Here is a 23,744-nt window from a genome sequence, read left to right as displayed (position 1 = left end):
CTTCCCCTCCTCCTGGTGTCTTAGTAAGCCGGTAAGCTAATCACTAAGAGTATCACCAGGATGATGACCTGCTTCATCATAACCCTTTCCCTATTTTGGCCCCTTCCTCGGGAGGGGCTTTTCCGTTCCAGCGTCCCGCTGAAATCTCTGGCTTTCCTCCTTTTTGCCTTGTCAGCACTCTAACGCACAATCACGTATTCGCTATCTTCACCACCGATTGTTGCGTAACGCTTCGCAAAGCCGCATCAGCATTCAGACGAATCCCGACAGTGTTTCATAATTCCTCCATTTTTCTCCCTTGTTCGCTGGCTAAACTAGTATCATTCCGCGAATCGTTTCAGGATGAGAAACTTATAACAATGAAAGGCAGTAAAAAATCCCGCTGGGTGATAGCAATCGCGATCGTTGTGGCCACTGTCGCCGCCATCTGGTTCTGGCAAAGCCGTAACGACGCCCAGGAAAACGCACCGGGCGCGACCAAACCAGCGCAGCACACCCCAGGTTCGGGACGGCGTGGAATGCGCTCCGGGCCGTTGGCTCCCGTTCAGGCTGCCACCGCCGCCATGGAAGCCGTTCCGCGTTACCTGACAGGACTGGGTACCATTACTGCCGCAAATACCGCCACGGTACGTAGCCGGGTGGATGGTCAGCTCATTGCCTTACACTTCGAGGAAGGACAGCAGGTAAAAGCCGGCGACCTGCTGGCAGAGATAGATCCCAGCCAGTTCAAAGTTGCTCTGGCTCAGGCGCAGGGCCAACTGGCAAAAGATAAAGCCACGCTGGCAAATGCCCGTCGCGACCTTGCCCGCTATCAACAGTTGGTGAAAACTAATCTGCTCTCCCGCCAGGAGCTGGATGCCCAGCAGGCGCTGGTAAATGAAACGTTAGGGACAATCAAAGCCGATGAAGCCAGCGTCGCCAGCGCCCAATTGCAGCTTGACTGGAGCCGGATAACCGCGCCTGTAGAGGGGCGTGTCGGTCTGAAGCAGGTCGACGTCGGTAACCAAATTTCCAGCGGCGATACCACCGGAATCGTCGTCATTACGCAAACCCATCCTATCGACCTGATATTCACCTTGCCTGAAAACGACATTGCCACCGTGTTGCGGGCGCAAAAATCGGGGTCTCCGTTAAAGGTCGAAGCCTGGGACCGAACCAATTCGCAAAAACTGAGCGAAGGCGTCCTGCTCAGTCTCGACAATCAGATTGATGCCACGACCGGAACCATCAAAGTTAAAGCCCGTTTTAACAATCAGGATGATGCTTTATTCCCTAACCAGTTCGTTAACGCCCGCATGCTGGTCGACACGGAACAAAATGCCGTGGTGATCCCAACGGCCGCCCTGCAGATGGGCAATGAGGGCCATTTTGTCTGGGTGCTGAACAGCGAGAATAAAGTGAGCAAACATCTGGTTAAACCAGGTATTCAGGATAGCCAAAAAGTAGTGATCGCCGCCGGGTTGTCCGCAGGCGATCGGGTCGTAACCGACGGTATTGACCGCCTGACGGAAGGCGCAAAAGTAGAAGTCGTAGAGGCGCATGACGCCTCTGCTCAGGATGAGAAAACTGCGCCCCGCGGATACGGCAAAAAAGGAGCTAACTCCTGATGCAGGTGTTACCTCCGCACAACACAGGCGGGCCATCACGCCTGTTTATTCTGCGACCTGTCGCCACCACGCTGCTGATGGTCGCGATTTTGCTTGCCGGTATTATCGGTTATCGTTTCCTGCCGATCGCCGCCTTACCGGAAGTCGATTACCCCACGATTCAGGTCGTTACGCTGTACCCGGGCGCCAGCCCGGACGTCATGACCTCGGCGGTAACCGCACCACTTGAGCGTCAGTTCGGACAGATGTCCGGCTTAAAACAGATGTCCTCGCAAAGTTCCGGCGGCGCATCGGTCGTCACGTTGCAGTTTCAACTGACGCTGCCGTTGGATGTTGCCGAGCAGGAAGTTCAGGCTGCGATTAACGCCGCCACCAATTTATTACCGGGCGATCTGCCCAATCCGCCAGTCTACAGCAAGGTAAACCCGGCAGATCCACCGATCATGACGCTGGCGGTCACGTCCAGCGCCATGCCGATGACGCAGGTGGAAGATATGGTCGAAACCCGCGTCGCGCAGAAAATCTCTCAGGTTTCCGGTGTCGGTCTGGTAACACTTTCCGGCGGGCAACGACCGGCGGTCCGCGTGAAGCTTAACGCACAGGCTATTGCCGCACTCGGTCTGACCAGCGAAACCATCCGTACAGCCATTACCGGGGCTAACGTCAATTCGGCAAAAGGGAGTCTTGATGGCCCAACGCGTGCTGTCACCCTTTCCGCCAACGACCAGATGCAGTCCGCAGACGAATATCGCCAGCTCATCGTGGCCTATAAAAACGGTGCGCCGGTTCGTCTGGGCGATGTCGCCACCGTCGAACAAGGGGCAGAAAATAGCTGGCTGGGCGCATGGGCCAATAAGCAACAAGCCATTGTAATGAATGTTCAGCGCCAGCCTGGGGCGAACATCATCTCCACGGCAGACAGTATCCGTCAAATGCTACCGCAGCTCACCGAAAGCCTGCCCAAATCAGTTAAGGTCAGCGTGCTTTCGGATCGTACGACCAATATTCGTGCGTCCGTTGCAGACACCCAGTTTGAGCTAATGCTGGCGATTGCGCTGGTGGTGATGATCATCTACCTGTTCCTGCGCAATATTCCGGCGACGATTATTCCTGCGGTCGCCGTTCCATTGTCGCTCATCGGCACCTTCGCGGTGATGGTATTTCTTGATTTCTCCATCAATAACCTGACCCTAATGGCGCTAACCATCGCGACAGGATTCGTAGTGGATGACGCTATCGTGGTTATCGAGAATATTTCTCGCTATATCGAAAAAGGCGAAAAACCGCTGACTGCCGCCCTGAAGGGGGCTGGTGAGATTGGTTTTACCATCATCTCTCTGACATTTTCGCTAATTGCCGTGCTGATCCCGCTGTTGTTTATGGGTGATATCGTTGGCCGATTATTCCGCGAGTTTGCCGTTACGCTGGCCGTGGCAATTCTGATTTCCGCCGTCGTCTCGCTCACCCTCACGCCGATGATGTGCGCGCGCATGCTTAATCAGGCCTCGTTGCGTAAGCAAAACCGCTTCTCCCGCGCCTCGGAGCGTATGTTCGATCGCGTCATTGCCGGGTACGGTCACTGGCTGGCAAAAGTGCTGAACCATCCGTGGCTCACGCTGGGCGTGGCGTTCGGCACGCTGGCACTGAGCGTTATGTTATGGGTCTTTATCCCCAAAGGGTTCTTCCCAATCCAGGACAACGGCATCATCCAGGGTACGCTGCAGGCGCCGCAGTCCAGTTCATTTGCCAGCATGGCCCAGCGCCAGCGCCAGGTTTCCGATGTCATCCTTCAAGATCCGGCGGTCGAGAGCCTGACAGCTTTTGTCGGCGTGGATGGTACTAATCCGGCATTGAACAGCGCGCGTCTGCAAATCAACCTTAAGCCGCTGGACGATCGCGACGATCGCGTGCAGAAAGTGATCGCACGCCTACAGGACGCGGTTGACAGAGTACCCGGCGTTGATCTCTATCTTCAGCCCACCCAGGACCTGACGATTGATACCCAGGTCAGCCGGACGCAATATCAGTTTACGCTGCAAGCAACGTCCCTTGACGCCCTCAGCACCTGGGTTCCACAGCTGTTAGAAAAACTTCACCAGCTACCGCAACTGTCCGATGTCAGTAGCGACTGGCAGGACAAAGGGCTGGTGGCGTATGTGAACGTCAATCGCGATAGCGCCAGCCGTTTAGGCATCAGCATGGCGGATGTCGATAACGCCCTGTACAACGCCTTCGGCCAGCGACTGATTTCAACCATCTACACCCAGGCCAACCAGTATCGCGTCGTGTTGGAACATGACACCAATAGTACGCCGGGGCTTGCTGCACTGGACACTATCCGTCTGACCAGCAGCGACGGCGGCGAGGTTCCGCTCAGCGCAATCGCCAGCATTGAACAGCGTTTCGCTCCGCTGTCGATTAACCACCTCGATCAGTTCCCGGTCACCACCATCTCGTTCAACGTACCGGACGATCATTCGCTGGGCGATGCGGTGCAGGCAATTCTGGATGCCGAAAAAACGCTCAATCTGCCAGCAAATATTACCACCCAGTTCCAGGGCAGTACGCTCGCTTTCCAGGCCGCACTGGGTAATACCATCTGGTTGATTGTGGCTGCGGTTGTCGCGATGTATATCGTCCTCGGCGTGCTGTATGAGAGCTTTATTCACCCGATTACCATTCTCTCCACGCTACCCACGGCGGGCGTTGGCGCCCTCCTGGCGTTAATGATTGCCGGCAGTGAACTGGACGTCATCGCGATTATCGGCATTATTTTGCTCATCGGTATCGTCAAGAAAAACGCCATCATGATGATCGACTTCGCCCTTGCCGCGGAGCGCGAACAGGGCATGACCCCACGCGACGCTATTTTCCAGGCCTGTCTGCTGCGTTTTCGCCCGATTCTGATGACTACGCTGGCGGCACTGCTCGGCGCGTTGCCGCTGATGTTAAGTACCGGCGTGGGGGCCGAATTACGTCGTCCATTAGGAATTGGTATGGTCGGCGGTCTGCTGGTAAGCCAGGTATTAACCCTGTTTACCACCCCGGTGATTTATCTGCTGTTTGACCGTCTGTCGCTGTACGTGAAAAGCCGCTTCCCGCGTCAGGAAGAGGAAGCGTAGATGAAATTTTTCGCGCTTTTCATTCATCGTCCGGTGGCGACCATTCTCATTTCGGTGGCCATCACCCTATGCGGGATACTGGGCTTTCGTCTGCTGCCGGTAGCTCCGCTGCCGCAGGTGGATTTCCCGGTGATCATGGTCAGCGCATCATTACCCGGCGCTTCCCCTGAAACGATGGCGTCTTCGGTAGCCACCCCGCTGGAGCGCTCACTGGGGCGCATCGCGGGCGTGAACGAAATGACCTCGAGCAGTTCCCTTGGCAGTACGCGCATTATTCTTGAATTCAAATTCGACCGTGACATCAATGGCGCGGCGCGGGATGTTCAGGCCGCGATTAACGCAGCGCAAAGCCTGCTACCCAGCGGTATGCCAAGCCGTCCCACGTACCGCAAAGCCAACCCTTCCGATGCGCCAATCATGATCCTGACGCTCACGTCGGACACTTACTCGCAGGGCGAGCTGTACGATTTCGCATCAACCCAATTAGCACAGACCATCGCGCAAATCGACGGCGTGGGTGACGTCGACGTTGGGGGCAGCTCTCTGCCTGCCGTGCGCGTAGGGCTTAATCCGCAAGCGCTGTTTAATCAGGGCGTGTCGCTGGACGACGTGCGTAGCGCGATTGCTAACGCCAATGTGCGTAAGCCGCAGGGAGCTATCGAGAATGATACCCACCGCTGGCAGGTACAAACCAACGATGAGCTGAAAACCGCCGCCGAGTACCAGCCGATTATCATCCACTACAATAACGGCGCTGCGGTGCGGCTGGGCGATGTTGCGTCTGTGAGCGACTCGGTGCAGGACGTACGTAACGCGGGGATGACCAACGCAAAACCGGCTATCCTGCTGATGATCCGCAAGCTGCCAGAAGCCAATATTATTCAAACGGTAGACAGCATTCGGGCCAAATTACCGGAGTTACAAACGCTGGTCCCGGCCGCCATCGATCTGCAAATTGCCCAGGACCGTTCACCGACCATTCGCGCCTCGCTGGAGGAAGTCGAACAGACGCTGATTATCTCCGTTGCGCTGGTTATTCTGGTGGTCTTTGTTTTCCTGCGCTCCGGGCGCGCGACCCTGATCCCTGCGGTAGCGGTTCCGGTCTCGCTGATCGGTACCTTTGCCGCCATGTATCTGTGCGGGTTCAGCCTGAACAACCTGTCATTAATGGCGTTGACCATTGCCACGGGATTTGTCGTTGATGACGCGATCGTGGTGCTGGAAAATATTGCCCGCCACCTGGAAGCGGGAATGAAGCCACTGCAGGCGGCGCTACAAGGTACGCGCGAAGTGGGATTCACGGTGCTCTCAATGAGCCTGTCGCTGGTAGCGGTGTTCCTCCCGCTGCTGTTAATGGGCGGATTGCCTGGGCGCTTGCTGCGCGAATTTGCCGTCACGCTGTCAGTTGCTATCGGTATCTCGCTGCTGGTGTCGCTGACATTAACGCCAATGATGTGTGGCTGGATGCTCAAATCCAGCGCCCCGCGTGAACAGTCTCGTAAACGAGGTTTTGGTCGTGTGCTGGTGGCACTGCAACAGAGTTACGGCACTTCGCTTAAATGGGTGCTGCGCCATACGCGACTGGTAGGCGTGGTGTTACTTGGCACCATTGCGCTGAATATCTGGCTTTATATTTCCATCCCCAAAACCTTCTTCCCGGAGCAGGATACGGGCGTGTTGATGGGGGGGATTCAGGCCGACCAGAGCATCTCTTTCCAGGCGATGCGCGGCAAACTGCAGGACTTTATGAAGATCATCCGCGACGACCCGGCGGTGAATAACGTCACCGGTTTTACCGGCGGTTCCCGGGTTAACAGCGGGATGATGTTTATCACCCTCAAGCCACGCGATGAGCGCGGTGAAACCGCTCAGCAGGTGATCGACCGCCTGCGCGTCGCGCTTGCAAAAGAGCCTGGCGCGAATCTGTTTCTGATGGCGGTGCAGGATATTCGCGTCGGCGGCCGCCAGGCCAATGCCAGCTATCAATACACATTGCTTTCCGACGATCTGGCGGCGCTGCGCGAGTGGGAACCGAAGATCCGTAAAGCGCTTGCCGCCCTGCCCCAACTGGCGGATGTCAACTCAGATCAGCAGGACAATGGCGCGGAAATGAACCTGGTCTACGATCGCGACACCATGTCTCGTCTGGGGATCGACGTTGCAGCCGCTAACAGCCTGTTGAACAACGCTTTTGGACAACGGCAAATTTCAACTATTTATCAACCGATGAACCAGTACAAAGTGGTGATGGAGGTCGATCGACGTTACACCCAGGATATCAGTGCGCTGGATAAAATGTTCGTCATCAACAATGACGGTAAGGCAATCCCGCTATCGTACTTTGCCAAATGGCAACCGGCGAATGCCCCGCTGTCGGTAAACCATCAGGGCTTGTCCGCTGCCTCAACCGTGTCGTTTAACCTGCCAACAGGTTCTTCACTGTCTGAGGCGACAGAGGCTATCAACAGAACCATGACCCAGCTCGGCGTCCCCTCCACAGTTCGCGGTAGCTTTGCCGGCACGGCACAGGTATTTCAGGACACCATGAACTCACAGGTGATCCTGATTATCGCCGCCATTGCCACGGTCTACATCGTTCTGGGGATGCTGTATGAAAGCTATGTTCATCCCCTGACCATTCTCTCCACGCTACCTTCAGCTGGCGTCGGGGCTTTGCTGGCGCTGGAGCTGTTCAATGCCCCGTTCAGCCTAATCGCCCTGATAGGGATAATGCTATTAATTGGCATTGTGAAGAAAAATGCCATCATGATGGTCGATTTTGCGCTGGAAGCGCAGAGAAACGGCAAGCTACAGCCAGAAGAAGCCATTTTCCAGGCCTGCCTGCTGCGCTTTCGCCCAATCATGATGACCACGCTGGCAGCGTTGTTTGGCGCGCTGCCGCTGGTGTTATCCGCCGGGGATGGCTCCGAACTACGTCAACCTTTGGGGATAACCATTGTCGGCGGGCTGGTCGTGAGTCAACTCCTGACGCTGTACACCACGCCCGTGGTCTATCTCTTTTTCGACCGTCTGCGTCTGCGTTTTTCGCGTAAAAACAGCAAACCGGTAGCAGAGTTATGACAGAACTTCCCGACAGCACCCGCTGGCAACTTTGGATTGTGGCATTCGGCTTTTTTATGCAGTCGCTGGATACCACCATCGTGAATACTGCGCTTCCCTCGATGGCGGCAAGCCTCGGGGAAAGCCCGTTACACATGCATATGGTCATTGTGTCATATGTTTTAACCGTTGCCGTGATGCTGCCCGCCAGCGGATGGCTGGCGGACAAAGTTGGCGTGCGTAATATCTTCTTCACCGCCATCATCCTGTTTACGCTTGGCTCGCTGTTTTGCGCCGGGTCCAGCACACTCAACGAGCTGGTGATGGCGCGCGTCTTACAAGGCGTTGGCGGTGCGATGATGGTGCCGGTCGGCAGGCTAACGGTGATGAAAATCGTCCCACGTGAGCAATATATGGCGGCGATGACGTTTGTCACATTGCCCGGTCAGATTGGCCCGCTACTGGGACCGGCATTAGGCGGTATTCTGGTTGAGTACGCCTCCTGGCACTGGATATTTTTGATTAACATTCCGGTTGGTATTGTCGGCGCGATAGCGACGTTAATGCTGATGCCCAACTACACCATGCAAACCCGACGCTTCGATCTCTCAGGATTTGCGATGCTGGCAGTCGGTATGGCGGTACTGACGCTGGCGCTTGATGGCAGTAAAGGAACCGGCATCTCCAGCATCTCGCTGGCAGCGTTGGTTATCTGCGGAGTGCTGGCTATTGCGCTGTATCTGAAACACGCCCATCGTAATCCACGCGCGCTGTTCAGCCTGAATCTGTTTCGCACACCGACCTTCTCGCTGGGTCTTTTCGGCAGTTTTGCCGGACGCATCGGTAGCGGTATGCTGCCGTTTATGACGCCGGTGTTTTTACAAATAGGCCTCGGTTTTTCGCCCTTTCATGCCGGGCTGATGATGATCCCGATGGTGCTCGGCAGTATGGGCATGAAGCGCATTGTGGTGCAGGTCGTTAATCGCTTTGGCTACCGTCGCGTACTGGTCGCTACAACGCTTGGCCTGTCGCTGGTCAGTCTGCTGCTGATGACCACCGCGCTGCTCGGCTGGTATTACGCCCTGCCCTTCGTACTGTTCTTACAGGGAATGGTCAACTCAACGCGCTTTTCATCCATGAACACCCTGACGTTAAAAGACCTGCCTGACGATCTCGCCAGCAGTGGTAACAGCCTGCTGTCAATGATCATGCAGCTGTCGATGAGTATCGGGGTGACCATCGCGGGCCTGCTGCTAGGCATGTTCGGTCAGCAGCATAGCGTCATCGACAGCGGAAGTACGCATACCGTCTTTATGTATACCTGGCTGTGCATCGCATTCATTATCGCGCTGCCTGCCATTATTTTTGCCCGCGTGCCGAACGACACGCAAACCAACGCGGTGATTTCACGGCGCAAAAGGAGCACCTGATGAAGTTCTGGCGGCCCGGTATCACCGGCAAACTGTTTCTGGCGATTTTCGCCACCTGCATCGTATTGCTGATCAGCATGCACTGGGCCGTACGCATAAGCTTCGAACGCGGTTTTATTGACTATATCAAGCACGGTAACGAACAGCGGCTGCAAATGCTCAGCGACGCATTAAGCGAGCAGTATGAACAGCACGGCAACTGGCGATTCTTACGCAATAACGATCGGTTTGTTTTTCAGATCCTGCGCTCTTTTGAACACGACAACGACGATGATAAACCCGGCCCCGGCATGCCGCCGCACGGCTGGCGTACGCAGTTTTGGGTTGTCGACCAAAATGCCCGCGTGCTGGTCGGTCCGCGTGCTCCGGTCCCCCGTGACGGTATGCGCCATCCGATCCGCGTCAACGGTAGCGAAGTCGGTGCCGTGATTGCCTCTCCCGTGGAACGCTTAACGCGCAATACGGATATCAATTTCGACATGCAGCAAAGACGTTCCAGTTGGCTCATCGTCGCGCTTTCCACGATCCTGGCTGCGCTGGCAACGTTTACGCTGGCGCGCAGCCTGCTGGCCCCGGTCAAGCGGTTAGTGGAAGGCACGCACAAACTGGCGGCTGGCGATTTCACCACTCGCGTTGCGCCGACCAGTACGGATGAGCTGGGCAAGCTGGCGCAGGACTTCAACCAGCTTGCCAGTACGCTGGAAAAAAACCAGCAGATGCGTCGTGACTTTATGGCCGATATTTCTCACGAACTGCGTACGCCGTTAGCGGTGTTGCGCGGTGAACTGGAGGCCATTCAGGATGGCGTACGCCAGTTCACCCCTGACTCCGTTGCCTCTTTGCAAGCTGAAGTGGGTACGCTCACCAAGCTGGTGGACGATCTGCATCAGCTCTCCATGTCCGATGAAGGCGCGCTGGCCTACCAGAAAACATCGCTGGATCTCATCCCGCTGTTGGAAGTGGCAAGTGGCGCATTTCGTGAACGCTTTGCCAGCCGTGGACTGACGATACAACTTTCACTCCCGGACAGCATGACGGTATTTGGCGACAGGGATCGTCTGATGCAGTTGTTCAACAATCTGCTGGAAAACAGTCTGCGCTACACCGACAGCGGCGGTGGGCTGCACATCAGCGCCGAACAACGCGAGCGTATGGTTTTATTAACCTTCGCTGATTCCGCTCCCGGCGTAAGTGACGACCAGTTACAGAAGCTGTTTGAACGATTTTATCGCACCGAAGGCTCGCGTAACCGTGCCAGCGGTGGTTCCGGGCTGGGGCTGGCAATTTGCGTCAATATCGTACAGGCGCATAATGGTCTGATCCGCGCCGCCCATTCGCCTTTTGGCGGGGTGAGCATTACAGTAACATTACCGCTGGAACGCGATTTACAGAGAGATGTATGACTGAGCTACCCATTGATGAAAACACGCCGCGTATTCTGATCGTGGAAGACGAGCCCAAGCTGGGGCAACTGCTTATCGACTATCTGCGCGCGGCAAGCTACGCTCCTACGCTCATCAGCCACGGCGATCTGGTTCTTCCTTACGTGCGTCAGACGCCGCCCGACCTGATCTTGTTGGACCTGATGCTGCCTGGTACCGACGGCCTGACTCTGTGCCGGGAAATCCGCCGATTCTCTGAAGTCCCCATCATGATGGTAACCGCCAAGATAGAAGAAATTGATCGCCTGCTGGGGCTGGAGATCGGTGCGGATGATTATATTTGCAAACCCTACAGCCCGCGTGAAGTTGTTGCTCGCGTGAAGACGATTCTGCGCCGTTGCAAGCCGCAGCGCGAACTGCAACAGATGGATGCTGACAGCCCGTTGATCGTCGATGAAGGTCGTTTTCAGGCGTCCTGGCGTGGGAAAATGCTCGACTTAACGCCTGCTGAATTTCGCTTACTCAAAACGCTGTCGCATGAACCGGGAAAAGTGTTCTCCCGTGAACAGTTGCTCAATCATCTCTATGACGATTACCGAGTCGTTACCGACCGAACCATCGACAGCCATATTAAGAACCTGCGACGCAAGCTGGAATCGCTGGATGCGGAGCAGTCATTTATCCGCGCGGTCTATGGCGTAGGGTATCGCTGGGAAGCCGACGCCTGTCGGATTGCGTAAACACTCCCGTCAGGACTCCGCGGCTTCGTGGAGTCCTGTTGACTAGCAACTCTCCAAATATCGCTCATACTCTTTGTGGCAACACTGTCGTCAATAACTGTTTGATATAAAACTTTAATCAAGGAGTTCATATGGCTGGTTGGTTTGAATTAAGCAAGAGTAGCGATGATCAGTACCGCTTTGTTCTTAAGGCTGGAAACGGGGAAACTATCCTTACCAGTGAGCTTTACACGACAAAAGGCGCGGCAGAAAAAGGGATCGCATCTGTCCAGGCTAACAGCCCTCTAGCCGAGCGTTATGAGAAAAAAACGGCAGCTAATGGCAAATTGCATTTCAATCTGAAAGCAGCAAACCACCAGATTATTGGTAGCAGTCAACTGTATGCGAATGAACAGTCGCGCGAGACCGGTATTGCTTCAGTTAAGACCAATGGTGTAAGTCAGACGATAAAAGATAAAACCTGATAATGACTCGCTCAGCCGGGTAACGCCACGCTGTCGCCCGGCGTTTTTCTTTACCTGTCTTCCCCACAGCGCTACAATGCCCGCCCTTAATATGGGGGCACTCCCCTAACCGCCTCATTGAGTGAGGCGAGTCTGACCTGTCATCAGAACGAGAAAATTATGTTTAAACCGGAACTCCTTTCCCCGGCGGGAACGCTGAAAAACATGCGTTACGCTTTCGCCTATGGCGCAGACGCTGTATATGCGGGCCAACCGCGTTACTCACTGCGCGTACGCAACAACGAATTCAATCACGAAAACCTGCAGCTAGGCATTAATGAAGCCCATGAACTGGGTAAAAAATTCTATGTGGTGGTTAATATTGCCCCGCATAACGCCAAGCTGAAGACCTTCATTCGTGACCTGAAACCGGTGGTGGAAATGGGGCCGGATGCACTGATCATGTCCGACCCCGGTCTGATTATGCTGGTGCGCGAAAACTTCCCTGACATGGACATTCACCTTTCAGTACAGGCTAACGCCGTAAACTGGGCGACGGTGAAATTCTGGAAGCAGATGGGATTGACCCGTGTGATCCTGTCCCGCGAACTGTCGTTGGAAGAAATTGAAGAAATCCGCACCCAGGTGCCGGATATGGAAATTGAGATCTTTGTTCACGGCGCGCTGTGCATGGCTTACTCCGGCCGCTGCCTGCTCTCTGGCTACATCAACAAGCGTGACCCAAATCAGGGTACCTGTACCAATGCCTGCCGCTGGGAATACAACGTGCAGGAAGGCAAAGAAGACGTGGTGGGCAATATCGTGCATAAGTACGAGCCTATCCCGGTACAAAATGTTGAGCCGACGCTGGGTATTGGCGCGCCGACTGACAAAGTCTTTATGATCGAAGAAGCCCAGCGTCCGGGTGAGTACATGACCGCGTTTGAAGACGAACACGGCACTTACATCATGAACTCGAAGGATTTACGTGCCATTGCCCACGTTGAGCGCCTGACTCAGATGGGCGTGCATTCGCTGAAAATTGAAGGCCGTACTAAATCATACTATTACTGTGCACGTACCGCGCAGGTTTATCGCAAGGCCATTGATGATGCCGCTGCCGGTAAACCGTTCGACCCGCAACTGCTGGAAACGCTGGAAGGTCTGGCGCATCGCGGTTACACCGAGGGGTTCCTGCGCCGCCATACGCATGACGACTATCAGAACTACGAATACGGCTTCTCTGTTTCCGAGCGTCAGCAGTTTGTCGGCGAATTCACTGGCGAACGTAAAGGTGAACTGGCGGCTGTGCTGGTGAAAAATAAATTCACCGTCGGCGACAGCCTGGAGCTAATGACCCCACAGGGCAATATCAACTTTACCCTCGAACAGATGGAAAACGCGAAAGGCGAAGCGATGCCGGTTGCGCCGGGCGATGGTTACACCGTGTGGATGCCTGTACCGGAGGATATCGATCTGAATTATGCATTGTTAATGCGTAATTTTGCCGGTGAGTCCACGCGCAACCCACATGCTAAGTAGTTAATTACGGTTATTTTTCAGCGTTCGGAAGATTCTTAGAAATCGATCACATACCGCTTCGTTCATTAAGGGTATTATCCCATCCGCTGAAAAACATAACCCATAAATGCTAGCTGTACCAGGAACCACCTCCTTAGCCTGCGTAATCTCCCTTACGCAGGCTTATTTTTTGCCTGCCGTTTAAACTCTGCGAATCCCCCCTATTCAAATCACGACTTTCAGGCGAAAAAAAACCGGGCATTACGCCCGGTTCATTAGGTGATTAGATATTAATGTGCTGCTTCTGGCTTGTGCTTTTGCGCACTCTGGAAACCATAGGTCAGCTCATTTTTCTCTTTATCCAGCGCAACGGTCACCTGACCGCCATCCACAAGCGAACCGAACAGCAGTTCGTTAGCCAATGGTTTTTTCAGGTTATCCTGGACAACGCGCGTCATCGGGCGTGCGCCCATTGCGCGGTCATAGCCCTTCTCAGCCAGCCAGTCGCGGGCTTCCTGACTCACTTCCAGAGAGACACCTTTCTGATCCAACTGAACCTGAAGTTCGACGATAAACTTATCAACAACCTGATGAATCACCTCAGTAGAGAGATGATCGAACCAGATAATGTTGTCGAGACGGTTACGGAATTCCGGCGTAAACACTTTTTTGATTTCGCCCATCGCATCAGTACTGTTGTCCTGATGAATCAGCCCAATCGATTTACGCTCGGTTTCACGCACGCCGGCGTTAGTGGTCATGACCAGCACCACGTTGCGGAAATCCGCTTTACGCCCGTTATTGTCGGTCAGCGTACCGTTATCCATCACCTGCAGCAGCAGGTTAAAGACGTCCGGATGCGCTTTTTCGATTTCATCCAGCAGCAGTACCGCATGCGGATGCTTAATGACAGCATCCGTCAGCAAACCGCCCTGGTCGAAACCGACATATCCCGGAGGCGCACCAATCAGGCGGCTGACGGTGTGACGTTCCATATACTCGGACATATCAAACCGCAGCAGCTCAATACCCAGCGCTTTGGACAACTGCACCGTGACTTCGGTCTTACCTACACCAGTCGGTCCGGCAAACAGGAACGAACCGACAGGTTTATGCTCGTGTCCCAGACCAGCACGGCTCATTTTGATCGCTTCAGTCAGCGCCTCAATGGCTTTATCCTGTCCGAATACCAGCATTTTCAGACGGTTGCCCAGGTTTTTCAGCGTATCGCGATCGCTCTGCGAAACGCTCTTCTCCGGGATCCGCGCAATGCGGGCCACGACGGACTCGATATCCGCCACGTTGACGGTTTTCTTGCGCTTGCTGACCGGCATCAGACGCGCCCGCGCGCCCGCCTCATCGATCACGTCAATCGCTTTGTCCGGCAGATGACGATCGTTAATGTATTTCACCGCCAGTTCGACCGCTGCACGCACCGCTTTGGCGGTGTAGCGAACGTCATGGTGCGCTTCGTATTTCGGCTTCAGACCGTTGATGATCTGCACGGTCTCTTCAACCGACGGCTCAGTGATATCGATTTTCTGGAAACGGCGTGCTAGCGCGCGGTCCTTTTCAAAGATATTGCTGAATTCCTGATAGGTTGTGGAGCCTATCACACGGATTTTACCGCTGGAGAGCAACGGTTTGATCAGGTTAGCCGCATCTACCTGGCCGCCCGATGCCGCACCCGCGCCGATAATGGTGTGGATCTCATCGATAAACAGAATGCTGTTAGTATCCTGTTCCAGTTGTTTCAGCAGCGCCTTAAAGCGTTTTTCAAAATCGCCACGGTATTTGGTACCCGCCAGCAGCGAGCCGATATCCAGAGAGTAAAGGGTACAATCAGCCATCACTTCCGGCACGTCGCCCTGGACGATACGCCAGGCGAGGCCTTCCGCAATAGCGGTTTTCCCGACGCCAGACTCACCCACCAGCAGCGGGTTATTTTTTCGACGACGGCACAGTACCTGAATGGCGCGTTCCAGTTCTTTGTCCCGTCCAATGAGCGGATCAATTCCGCCCACACGGGCAAGCTGGTTAAGGTTAGTCGTGAAGTTCTCCATACGGTCCTCCCCGCCAGCTTGCTCTTCGTTATTCGGCTGATTACCAGAGTCAGAGGACTGACTTGGTTCGTCTTTGCGCGTGCCATGAGAAATAAAATTCACCACATCAAGGCGACTCACTTCATGCTTACGCAGCAGATAAGCCGCCTGAGATTCCTGCTCGCTGAAGATGGCGACCAGCACATTAGCACCGGTAACTTCATTGCGCCCGGAGGACTGAACATGAAAGACCGCGCGTTGCAACACACGCTGAAAACTCAACGTGGGCTGCGTGTCGCGCTCTTCTTCACTGGCAGGCAATACGGGTGTGGTTTGTTCAATGAAGGCTTCGAGTTCCTGACGCAGCGCCACCAGATCCACAGAACACGCTTCCAGCGCTTCGCGGGCCGATGGGTTACTGAGCAATGCCAGTAGCAAGTGCTCGACGGTCATAAACTCATGTCGGTGCTCGCGCGCTCTGGCGAAAGCCATGTTTAAACTGAGCTCCAGTTCTTGATTGAGCATAGGCACCTCCCCCAATATTTATGCCTGCATTTAGGCTTTTTCTAGCGTACACAGCAACGGATGCTCGTTCTCCCTCGCATACTTGTTCACCATCGCAACTTTGGTTTCAGCCACTTCGGCAGTGAATACGCCGCAAATCGCTTTACCTTGATAGTGAACGGCAAGCATCAGTTGCGTTGCACGTTCTACATCATAAGAAAAGAATTTTTGTAACACGTCAATAACAAACTCCATCGGAGTGTAATCATCATTGACTAATATCACTTTATACATAGATGGCGGTTTTAGCGCGTCGCGCAATTTATCTTCCGCCAGCAGATCGAAATCCAGCCAGTCGTTAGTCTTACCCATTGTCAGTCGTCATCTTCAGTTACGGTTTCCGGCAGAAAATCTTGCCGCTGACAAGCAGCCTATGCGCACAATCAATCTACCTCAAGTATTAGATAACTATCATCTATTAGTGCCATCCGCGACATCTGTCACATAACCGACAATAGCGTTAACTGCTTCAAATTTTGATGCATTTTTACCCTATTCCGTCAGCCTGGCGCTTGACGCCTCGCCTGATTTCTCTAAATTGTAGTTTCGAGAGTTGGCGAGGTTTTGAACAGCCCCCACTCCGCCACCGGTTCATTCCATCTTACTTATATAAGATTTACGAAGGATGTCGAAGCATGGAAACGGGTACTGTTAAGTGGTTCAACAACGCCAAAGGGTTTGGTTTCATCTGCCCCGAAGGCGGCGGCGAAGATATTTTCGCCCATTACTCCACCATTCAGATGGATGGTTACAGAACGCTAAAAGCCGGGCAGTCTGTCCAGTTTGATGTCCACCAGGGGCCAAAAGGCAATCATGCCAGCGTCATCGTGCCTGTCATTGAAGCAGAAGCTGTCGCATAGCTCTTCTGTTTCATTGTGTACATCCCGCAGTCAAAATGCCAGCCTTTGCGGCTGGCATTTTTATCTCGATAGTATTATTCCCGCGCCAGAGCATCTACCGGATCCAGCCGCGCCGCATTTCGCGCCGGTAGCCAGCCAAACAAAATCCCGGTCGCAGTCGAACACAGAAACGCCGTCAATAAGGCTACGGGTGAGAAACCTATTTCCCAGCCAGGCAGGAATAGCTGAAGCGTAAAGGCGATCAGCATCGACAAGCTAATGCCCAACGCGCCGCCAACCAGACACACCAGCACCGCTTCGATTAAGAACTGCTGCAGTACGTCACTGGCGCGGGCGCCAACCGCCATACGAATGCCAATCTCGCGCGTTCGTTCGGTTACCGAAACCAGCATAATATTCATCACACCAATTCCACCGACCACCAGCGAAATCACGGCCACCAGCGTCAGGAAGAGTTGTAATGTACGTGTGGTCTTTTCGGCGGTTTTCAAGACACCGTCCATATTCCAGGTGAAGAAATCCTTCTTACCGTGGCGTAACGTCAGTAGTCGAGTGAGCTGCTGCTCAGCCTGGGCACTATCAAAACCGTCTTTCACCCGCACGGTGATCGAGTTCAGCCACGACTGCCCCATAATTCGCCCGGACATGGTGCTGTAAGGCAGCCAGACCCGCAGGATCTTGCTACTGCCAAACATCGACTGTTTCTCTTCTGCAACACCAATCACCGTGGCAGGCATATTCCCCACCAGCACGACTTCGCCGACAACTTTCGCTTTGTTGGGGAACAATTGACGCCGGGTATTGCTGTCGAGCACCACCACCTGAGCGCGACCCGCCAGTTGTTCAGCGTTAAAAGTGGTCCCTTCGCTAAACGTCATGCCATAGACGTTGAAATAGTCGCCGCTAACGCCATTAGCACTGGCTGCCACGTCGATATTGCCATAGCGTAGCCGCAGGTTTTTCGACACCGCAGGCGTCACCGAACTGACCCAGGGCTGCTTCTGTAACGCCGTTAAATCGTCATACTTCAGCGCCTGTTGATATTGTGGGTCGTCGTCGCCGAAATCTTTGCCAGGATAGATATCGATGGTATTGGTGCCGATAGCGCGAATATCTGCCAGCACCAGCTGTTTAGCCGCATCGCCTACCACCACAATCGACACCACCGAAGCAATACCGATGATGATCCCAAGCATGGTCAGAAGCGTTCGCATTTTATTCGCAGCCATTGCTAGCCAGGCCATAGTGAGCGCTTCGCGAAAACCGCTGACAAACTGCCCCCAGCCGGACGCCGTTTTCACCGTCGGCTCCGCGATATCGCGCCCGGTAGAGGGTTTGTGCGACGGCGGATTGCGCACAATCTCGCCGTCACGAATTTCAATGACGCGTTCGGCCTGTGCGGCGACCTGGCTGTCGTGAGTGACGATAATCACCGTATGCCCGCGATCGCGCAACTGATGCAAAATCGCCATCACCTCTTCGCCTGAATGGCTGTCCAGCGCGCCGGTGGGTTCGTCGGCGAGGATAACCTGTCCCCCGTTCATCAGCGCACGCGCAATACTGACCCGCTGCTGCTGACCACCGGAAAGCTGGGAAGGCTGATAGTCGACTCTGTCGCCCAGACCCAGTCGCTGCAGGAGTTCTTGCGCACGGGCCAGGCGCTGCTTACGTTCGGTGCCAGCGTAGACTGCAGGCACCTCAACGTTTTGCGCGGCGGTTAAATGCGACAACAAATGATAACGCTGGAAGATAAAACCGAAATGTTCGCGACGCAGCTGGGCTAACGCATCGCTATCCAGCGTGGAGACATCGCGCCCGGCAACCCGATACGTACCGCTGGTGGGTTTGTCCAGACAGCCGAGAATATTCATCAGCGTCGATTTACCCGAGCCAGACGCCCCGACAATCGCCACCATTTCCCCGGCCTGAATGCTCAAGGATACGTCCTTCAATACCTCGACCTGACCTTCGCCTGACGGATAGCTGCGGCGGATATTGCTCAGTTCAAGCAATGCCGTCATTTTGGCGCTCCAGCGTTGCCCTCACCGGTGATGACTTCATCCCCCTCTTCCAGCCCTTTAACGATTTCCACATCGGTGTCATTACGCGCGCCGATAACCACTTCGCGTTCACGGGTTTCGCCGTTACGCAGCAGCCTGACGTTATAACGATTGTTGCCAATAGGATCGCCCAGCGCCGACAGCGGGATCGTCAGGACATTTTTCACATCCGTGAGCTGGATATGGACCTGAGCGGTCATATCCAGACGCAGGATCCCTTTCGGGTTGGGAACTTCGAAGCGAGCATAGTAGAAAATCGCATCATTCACTTTCTCTGGCGTCGGAAGAACATCTTTGAGCTTACCTTCGTAGCGCGTCTGAGGATCGCCCAGTACGGTAAACCAGGCCTTTTGCCCGGGATGCAGGTGAATCACATCCGCCTCGGAAACCTGCGCTTTCACCAGCATGGTGCTCATATCTGCCAATGTCAGAATGTTAGGTGCCTGCTGGGCAGCAATAACGGTTTGCCCCTGAAGGGTAGTAATTTGCGTGACTTCGCCTGCCATTGGCGCGACGATGCGGGTGTAATCAAGGTTGGTTTTTGCCGTATCGAGAGAGGCCTGATTACGCTTAATTTGCGCATCAATTGTGCCGATTTGCGCCTGTTTGACCGCCATCTGAGTAGCCGCCGTGTCGAGATCCTGCTGCGAGACAGCCTGGGTTTTCGCCAGCTGTTGCTGACGGGAAAGCGTTACCCGCGCCAGTTTCCACTCGGCTTCAGCCTGTAAACGCTGAGCGCGTAATTCCATCAGCGTCGCTTCAACCTCTTTAATCTGGTTTTGCGCCTGTTCAGGATCGATAACGCCAAGCAGTTGATCTTTTTTTACTTTGTCGCCAATGGCTACCGACAGCGTTTTTAACTGCCCGCTTACCTGCGCCCCGACGTCAACTTTACGCAACGCATCCAGTTTGCCGGTTGCCAGTACGCTTTGCTGCAGATCGCCCGGACGCACAATTAACGTTTGATACTGAGGTAAAGGCGCATTAAGCGTTCGCCAAAGTGCAATTATCGCCACAATAATGATGATGGCGAAGAGAAAATAGCGCTTTTTGATTTTTCCCTTGAGCTTCATAAATGTCCCAATTTCCCCCAATACGTCCACCAGAGTGGAGTGGTAAACATCAACGTTAAATAAATAGCCGTTGAAAAACGCAAGAATAACAGAGTTATTGATGAATGGTTAAGATCCGCTGTGTTGAAATTAGTACCAGAGTATCAATCGGATTTAAATTATGAGTCAACTAACTGAAAGCACTTTTCTTTCCACTAAACCCATTACCAGCTTTGGCCTTTTTTACGGCCTGAGCAGCGGTCATATACGACCCGCACATTGCTGGGATAAACGGAGCTTTCGTCGTAAGTTTATCTGGCGCTCACTGTTGATACCCCGTCTGACTCAGGAATGGATGAGTGAACTCGCCCAATGGCCGGATCTTGAAAGCCTGCTCTCCCGCCAACCCCGGCTGCCGGTGCGTATGCACCGTCCTTACCTCGCGGCAAATTTCACTCGTAAAATGCGTTTAGACGCGGTGCGTTTTCATTACCATGTTATCCGCCACGCATTCTTACCCGCAGAGTTTAACGCCTTATTAACCAATGACGGTTTACAGCTGGCGCAAATTGAAGGCAAAGATGGCGATATATTTACCGTAACCATGATGATGTTCCCGGTACTGGATAAAGAGGGAGAAAGTACCATTCAGGTGCAAAATGGCGACGGGGACGTGCTGACCAAAATGACGTTTACGTTCTGCGAATATAATGGGAAAAGTACATTATTCATTGGCGGCGTACAGGGCAATTCGCAACTTCCACATGAAGCAATACAAAAAGCGACGAAGTCCTGCCACGGTATTTTCCCAAAACGTATAATTATGGAAGCCATTTGCCGTTTAGCAGAACAGTTGAATATCGAAAAGGTCATGGCGGTCAGCAATGAACAGCATATCTTTCGCAGCCCGCGTTACCACGATAAAAACAAGGTGATACTTTCCGACTACAACGCATTTTGGGAGTCGGTTGGCGGTGAGTGCGACAGTCACGGCTATTACCATATCCCACGCACAATGGCGCGAAAAAGCGAAGCGGACATTGCCAGCAAAAAACGCGCGGAATACCGCCGTCGCTACCAGTTACTGGACAGCATCCACTCGCAGCTGTCGTCGATGTTTCGCAACTAATCCGCTCTGCCGCGTGCCAACCACAGCACGCGGGAAAACATTTTTCGCAGTAGCGTTGGCACCGCGTCAACGCCGCGCCGCCCGGCTTCCATCGCCACCTCAATGGCTAAATCTGGTTTTGACGACCGGTGAATCGCCTTCGAGATAATTTTGCGCATATTCATGGGCACGTTTTCGGGGATTTGCGCCACCCTGTGAAAAACGTCAGCGAACCCCTGGCGATACATAAAGTGTTCCATGTCCAGCGCGGGAAGCATGGTTAAATGATCGCGCTCTTCTTCTCTGTCGTTATTCAACAAACTCCGCACCGTAGCGGCATACTTTTTCCCGGCTTCATCACCATCAACCAGCACATGCCACTCGATACCCATCCGGCGGGCGAACTTAACCAGCGGCTTAAGGCCGGACTGGGCAAATTCAATGACTTTGATACCTTCCGCATCAAAGTGGTGCCCACACTGGCGGGCCAGTTCGTTAATGACCCAGGTTTCCGTTTCGCCTTCCACCAGCAGCCAACAGCGGGCAAACAACGACGATGCACGGTTAAAACGAATATGAAAGGCAATACGCCGACCATCTTCTGCGCTGATCCCACCTGGCCCAAGCCGCCAAGCGGCGACGCGGGAGGACTCACGCACCAGGCGGACAACGTGTTCCACGGGGGTGAGGGACAGTAACTCACCTGAGTTGGTGGTCGCCACCCGTTGCAGAGGAAGCAAATTCAGCAGGTGCCAGGCAACCGACAGCATAATCGGATGTAAACGCGTTTCAGGATCTTCTACCAACAGTAACGGCCGGGCGTCTTTATCGAGCCTCAGCGTACCTTTGGCCTGTAACAGCGTCGAAAACAGTCCCAACAAGATCACGCGGTGCGTGCGTCCGCCCGGTCTATCAATCATACGGTTGATAATATCCAGATAGCGCCAGCTACGTTGTTCGTTATTGGAACGTCGACGCATCAGACGATAGCGGGACTGACTGGAACCTTGCTCAGAAAAATAGTGTTCCAATAGCTGTACCATGGCCGATAACCCCTGACGTATCTGCCCATCTGTCAGGTTTTGCGGTCGGGTAGCCAGTTCACGTGCCAGAAAATCCAGTTGCCGCGCGGTCACTTCGACATCCGCCGAATCCGGCACCGTACCGTTACGGATCCGTCGCATAAAACGCGCGTCGCGCAGGCGCAGTACTGGCATCAAACGCACGAGGTGCCGCGCCTGATCGTTAATGTCGTCGAGGGGAAGCTGATGGCCCTCGCCATCCAGAAAACTGCGTAACGTCAGAACGCTACCGTCGTCCGCACATTCACCTTCCAGTCGATAGAAAATGCGGTGATAGCCATCCTGACACAGCGTCCAGCTGGCTTCCAGAGGACGATACCTGCGCACGCGGTGGCGACCCGGTTGAGACTCACGAAACGTCAGGATGATATGCAGATGATGTTCCCGGCCTTGTATATCACCCGGCGGGAACCAGAAATCTTCGCGGTCAAAGTGGTACAAATCAGTTTCCGGCGACAGCAACAGGGTTAAAGCATCCAGCAGACTGGACTTACCCCACGCGTTCTCCCCAATCAGCACGTTGCTTTGCTCCAGCATCAACGACAGACGGTTAATACCACGAAATCCAACAATCTCAACGCGTTCGAGAATCATATAGCCTCCGGAAATGCTAACTTTTTCCTTCAAGTTATCAGGAGTATAACGGCAAGCGGGCGCTCAGGACACCCGATATGATCAGGAGGTTAGTCGCAGAAATCAAAAAATATAAGAATATTCTTCTTATGTTTTCTCCAGAATATTATTTCAGAACTCAATCATCGCCGTTTTGCTAATTGAACTATGCTTCATTCATCCAATATTCAAAAAGGAATCACAACATATTGCCTTAAATCAAATTTTTTCATCAATTTAACTGGCGAAGGGATGATGTTTTTTTCTAAAATACCGGCTCTTTCATCATCGTCCCTTTTAGCGATGAATTACCGGGTAAGGAACACGAACCCGGAACTTTTAATTGAGGTGGTTATGTTCAGGAAATTAGCAGCCGAATTCTTCGGTACGTTTTGGCTCGTCTTTGGTGGGTGCGGTAGCGCAGTTCTGGCCGCAGCATTCCCGGAGTTGGGTATTGGATTTGCCGGTGTCGCGCTGGCGTTTGGTTTGACCGTATTAACCATGGCATTCGCCGTAGGTCATATTTCCGGCGGACACTTTAACCCGGCGGTGACCTTCGGTTTATGGGCGGGCGGTCGCTTCCCGGCAAAAGACGTTATTGGTTATGTTATCGCTCAGGTTGTGGGCGGTATTGTTGCAGCAGCGACACTGTATCTTATTGCCAGCGGTAAAGCTGGTTTTGACGCAACTGCCAGTGGTTTTGCCTCGAACGGCTTTGGTGAACATTCACCTGGCGGCTATTCAATGCTGTCTGCCGTCGTAATTGAAATTATTTTGACCGCTGGTTTCTTATTAGTGATCCACGGTGCGACCGATAAACATGCTCCGGCAGGTTTTGCACCTATTGCGATTGGTCTGGCGTTAACCCTGATCCACTTGATCAGTATTCCGGTTACCAACACCTCCGTTAACCCGGCACGTAGTACCGCCGTAGCCATCTTCCAGGGCGGCTGGGCATTGCAACAATTGTGGTTCTTCTGGGTTATGCCGATTATCGGTGGGGTCCTCGGCGGTCTTATTTACCGCACTCTGCTGGAAAAACGCGATTAATCGATAACA

General features: G+C 53.8%; 17 protein-coding genes. 11 read left to right on the top strand and 6 right to left on the bottom strand.

The genetic code is table 11. The features are described from left to right. Nucleotides 1–20: 20 nt before the first annotated feature. A complete protein-coding gene (locus HV237_RS08970) occupies nt 21–80 on the bottom strand; it encodes a type I toxin-antitoxin system Ibs family toxin (RefSeq protein WP_109017525.1) in 60 nt (19 codons plus the stop codon). Between the two features lie 279 nt (nt 81–359). Here HV237_RS08970 and HV237_RS08965 point away from each other — a divergent pair, with 279 nt between their 5' ends. The 8 genes from HV237_RS08965 to yegQ all read left to right on the top strand — a co-directional run bounded on the left by HV237_RS08965 (nt 360) and on the right by yegQ (nt 13,326). After that, entirely contained in the window at nt 360–1,607 is a 1,248-nt protein-coding gene (locus HV237_RS08965; protein WP_047359133.1) for an MdtA/MuxA family multidrug efflux RND transporter periplasmic adaptor subunit, read from the top strand. Beyond that, nucleotides 1,607–4,729 carry an MdtB/MuxB family multidrug efflux RND transporter permease subunit gene (locus tag HV237_RS08960; protein ID WP_047359134.1) on the top strand — a complete coding sequence of 1,041 codons (3,123 nt, stop codon included), beginning with the start codon at nt 1,607–1,609 and terminating at the stop codon, nt 4,727–4,729. The genes HV237_RS08965 and HV237_RS08960 overlap by 1 nt, the downstream gene beginning before the upstream one ends. Further along, complete coding sequence (mdtC, locus tag HV237_RS08955; RefSeq protein WP_016153604.1) at nt 4,730–7,810, top strand: multidrug efflux RND transporter permease subunit MdtC; 3,081 nt, start codon at nt 4,730–4,732, stop codon at nt 7,808–7,810. After that, nucleotides 7,807–9,219: an MFS transporter gene (locus HV237_RS08950; RefSeq protein WP_016153605.1), complete on the top strand. Its 1,413-nt coding sequence runs from the start codon at nt 7,807–7,809 to the stop codon at nt 9,217–9,219. Before mdtC ends, HV237_RS08950 begins: the two co-directional genes overlap by 4 nt. After that, a complete protein-coding gene (gene baeS / locus HV237_RS08945) occupies nt 9,219–10,622 on the top strand; it encodes a two-component system sensor histidine kinase BaeS (protein ID WP_016153606.1) in 1,404 nt (467 codons plus the stop codon). The genes HV237_RS08950 and baeS overlap by 1 nt, the downstream gene beginning before the upstream one ends. Beyond that, nucleotides 10,619–11,341, top strand: a complete 723-nt coding sequence (baeR, locus tag HV237_RS08940) for a two-component system response regulator BaeR (RefSeq protein WP_019077149.1) — start codon at nt 10,619–10,621, stop codon at nt 11,339–11,341. Before baeS ends, baeR begins: the two co-directional genes overlap by 4 nt. Nucleotides 11,342–11,472: 131 nt before the next feature. Continuing rightward, nucleotides 11,473–11,805: a YegP family protein gene (locus tag HV237_RS08935; protein WP_016153608.1), complete on the top strand. Its 333-nt coding sequence runs from the start codon at nt 11,473–11,475 to the stop codon at nt 11,803–11,805. 159 nt (nt 11,806–11,964) lie between these two features. Next, nucleotides 11,965–13,326, top strand: coding sequence for a tRNA 5-hydroxyuridine modification protein YegQ (yegQ, locus tag HV237_RS08930; RefSeq protein WP_006683890.1), 1,362 nt, complete (start codon nt 11,965–11,967; stop codon nt 13,324–13,326). A 269-nt stretch (nt 13,327–13,595) separates the two neighbouring features. Here yegQ and clpA read toward each other — a convergent pair whose 3' ends face one another. Together clpA and clpS are read right to left on the bottom strand one after the other, a co-directional pair. Next, nucleotides 13,596–15,872 carry an ATP-dependent Clp protease ATP-binding subunit ClpA gene (gene clpA, locus HV237_RS08925; RefSeq protein ID WP_016153651.1) on the bottom strand — a complete coding sequence of 759 codons (2,277 nt, stop codon included), beginning with the start codon at nt 15,870–15,872 and terminating at the stop codon, nt 13,596–13,598. Between the two features lie 30 nt (nt 15,873–15,902). After that, on the bottom strand, nt 15,903–16,223 hold the full coding sequence (gene clpS / locus HV237_RS08920; RefSeq protein ID WP_003036810.1) for an ATP-dependent Clp protease adapter ClpS: 321 nt from the start codon (nt 16,221–16,223) through the stop codon (nt 15,903–15,905). A gap of 323 nt (nt 16,224–16,546) precedes the next feature. On the opposite strand from clpS, the gene cspD reads away from it, so the two are divergent. After that, a complete protein-coding gene (gene cspD / locus HV237_RS08915) occupies nt 16,547–16,771 on the top strand; it encodes a cold shock-like protein CspD (RefSeq protein WP_003036813.1) in 225 nt (74 codons plus the stop codon). A gap of 74 nt (nt 16,772–16,845) precedes the next feature. Here cspD and macB read toward each other — a convergent pair whose 3' ends face one another. After that, nucleotides 16,846–18,792 carry a macrolide ABC transporter ATP-binding protein/permease MacB gene (gene macB, locus HV237_RS08910; RefSeq protein WP_016153652.1) on the bottom strand — a complete coding sequence of 649 codons (1,947 nt, stop codon included), beginning with the start codon at nt 18,790–18,792 and terminating at the stop codon, nt 16,846–16,848. Continuing rightward, the gene (gene macA / locus HV237_RS08905; RefSeq protein ID WP_016156938.1) at nt 18,789–19,904 is read right to left on the bottom strand and encodes a macrolide transporter subunit MacA; all 1,116 of its coding nucleotides are present in this window, start codon (nt 19,902–19,904) and stop codon (nt 18,789–18,791) included. Before macA ends, macB begins: the two co-directional genes overlap by 4 nt. A gap of 160 nt (nt 19,905–20,064) precedes the next feature. Between macA and HV237_RS08900 the strand changes: the two genes are divergently transcribed. Continuing rightward, a complete protein-coding gene (locus HV237_RS08900; RefSeq protein WP_047359135.1) occupies nt 20,065–21,012 on the top strand; it encodes a VirK/YbjX family protein in 948 nt (315 codons plus the stop codon). On the opposite strand, the gene HV237_RS08895 is transcribed toward HV237_RS08900, so the two are convergent. Beyond that, a complete protein-coding gene (locus HV237_RS08895) occupies nt 21,009–22,667 on the bottom strand; it encodes an ATP-dependent endonuclease (protein WP_016153655.1) in 1,659 nt (552 codons plus the stop codon). The two genes, HV237_RS08900 and HV237_RS08895, sit on opposite strands and share 4 nt — an antisense overlap. Before the next feature lie 372 nt (nt 22,668–23,039). Between HV237_RS08895 and aqpZ the strand changes: the two genes are divergently transcribed. Beyond that, complete coding sequence (gene aqpZ / locus HV237_RS08890; protein WP_047359136.1) at nt 23,040–23,735, top strand: aquaporin Z; 696 nt, start codon at nt 23,040–23,042, stop codon at nt 23,733–23,735. Nucleotides 23,736–23,744: the final 9 nt, after the last annotated feature.

This window comes from Citrobacter sp. RHBSTW-00570, from assembly GCF_013739755.1.
Classification (GTDB): Bacteria; Pseudomonadota; Gammaproteobacteria; order Enterobacterales; family Enterobacteriaceae; genus Citrobacter; species Citrobacter braakii.
The sequence above is the reverse complement of the archived record's forward strand: the minus strand, read 5'-3'. Positions and strand labels throughout refer to the sequence as shown.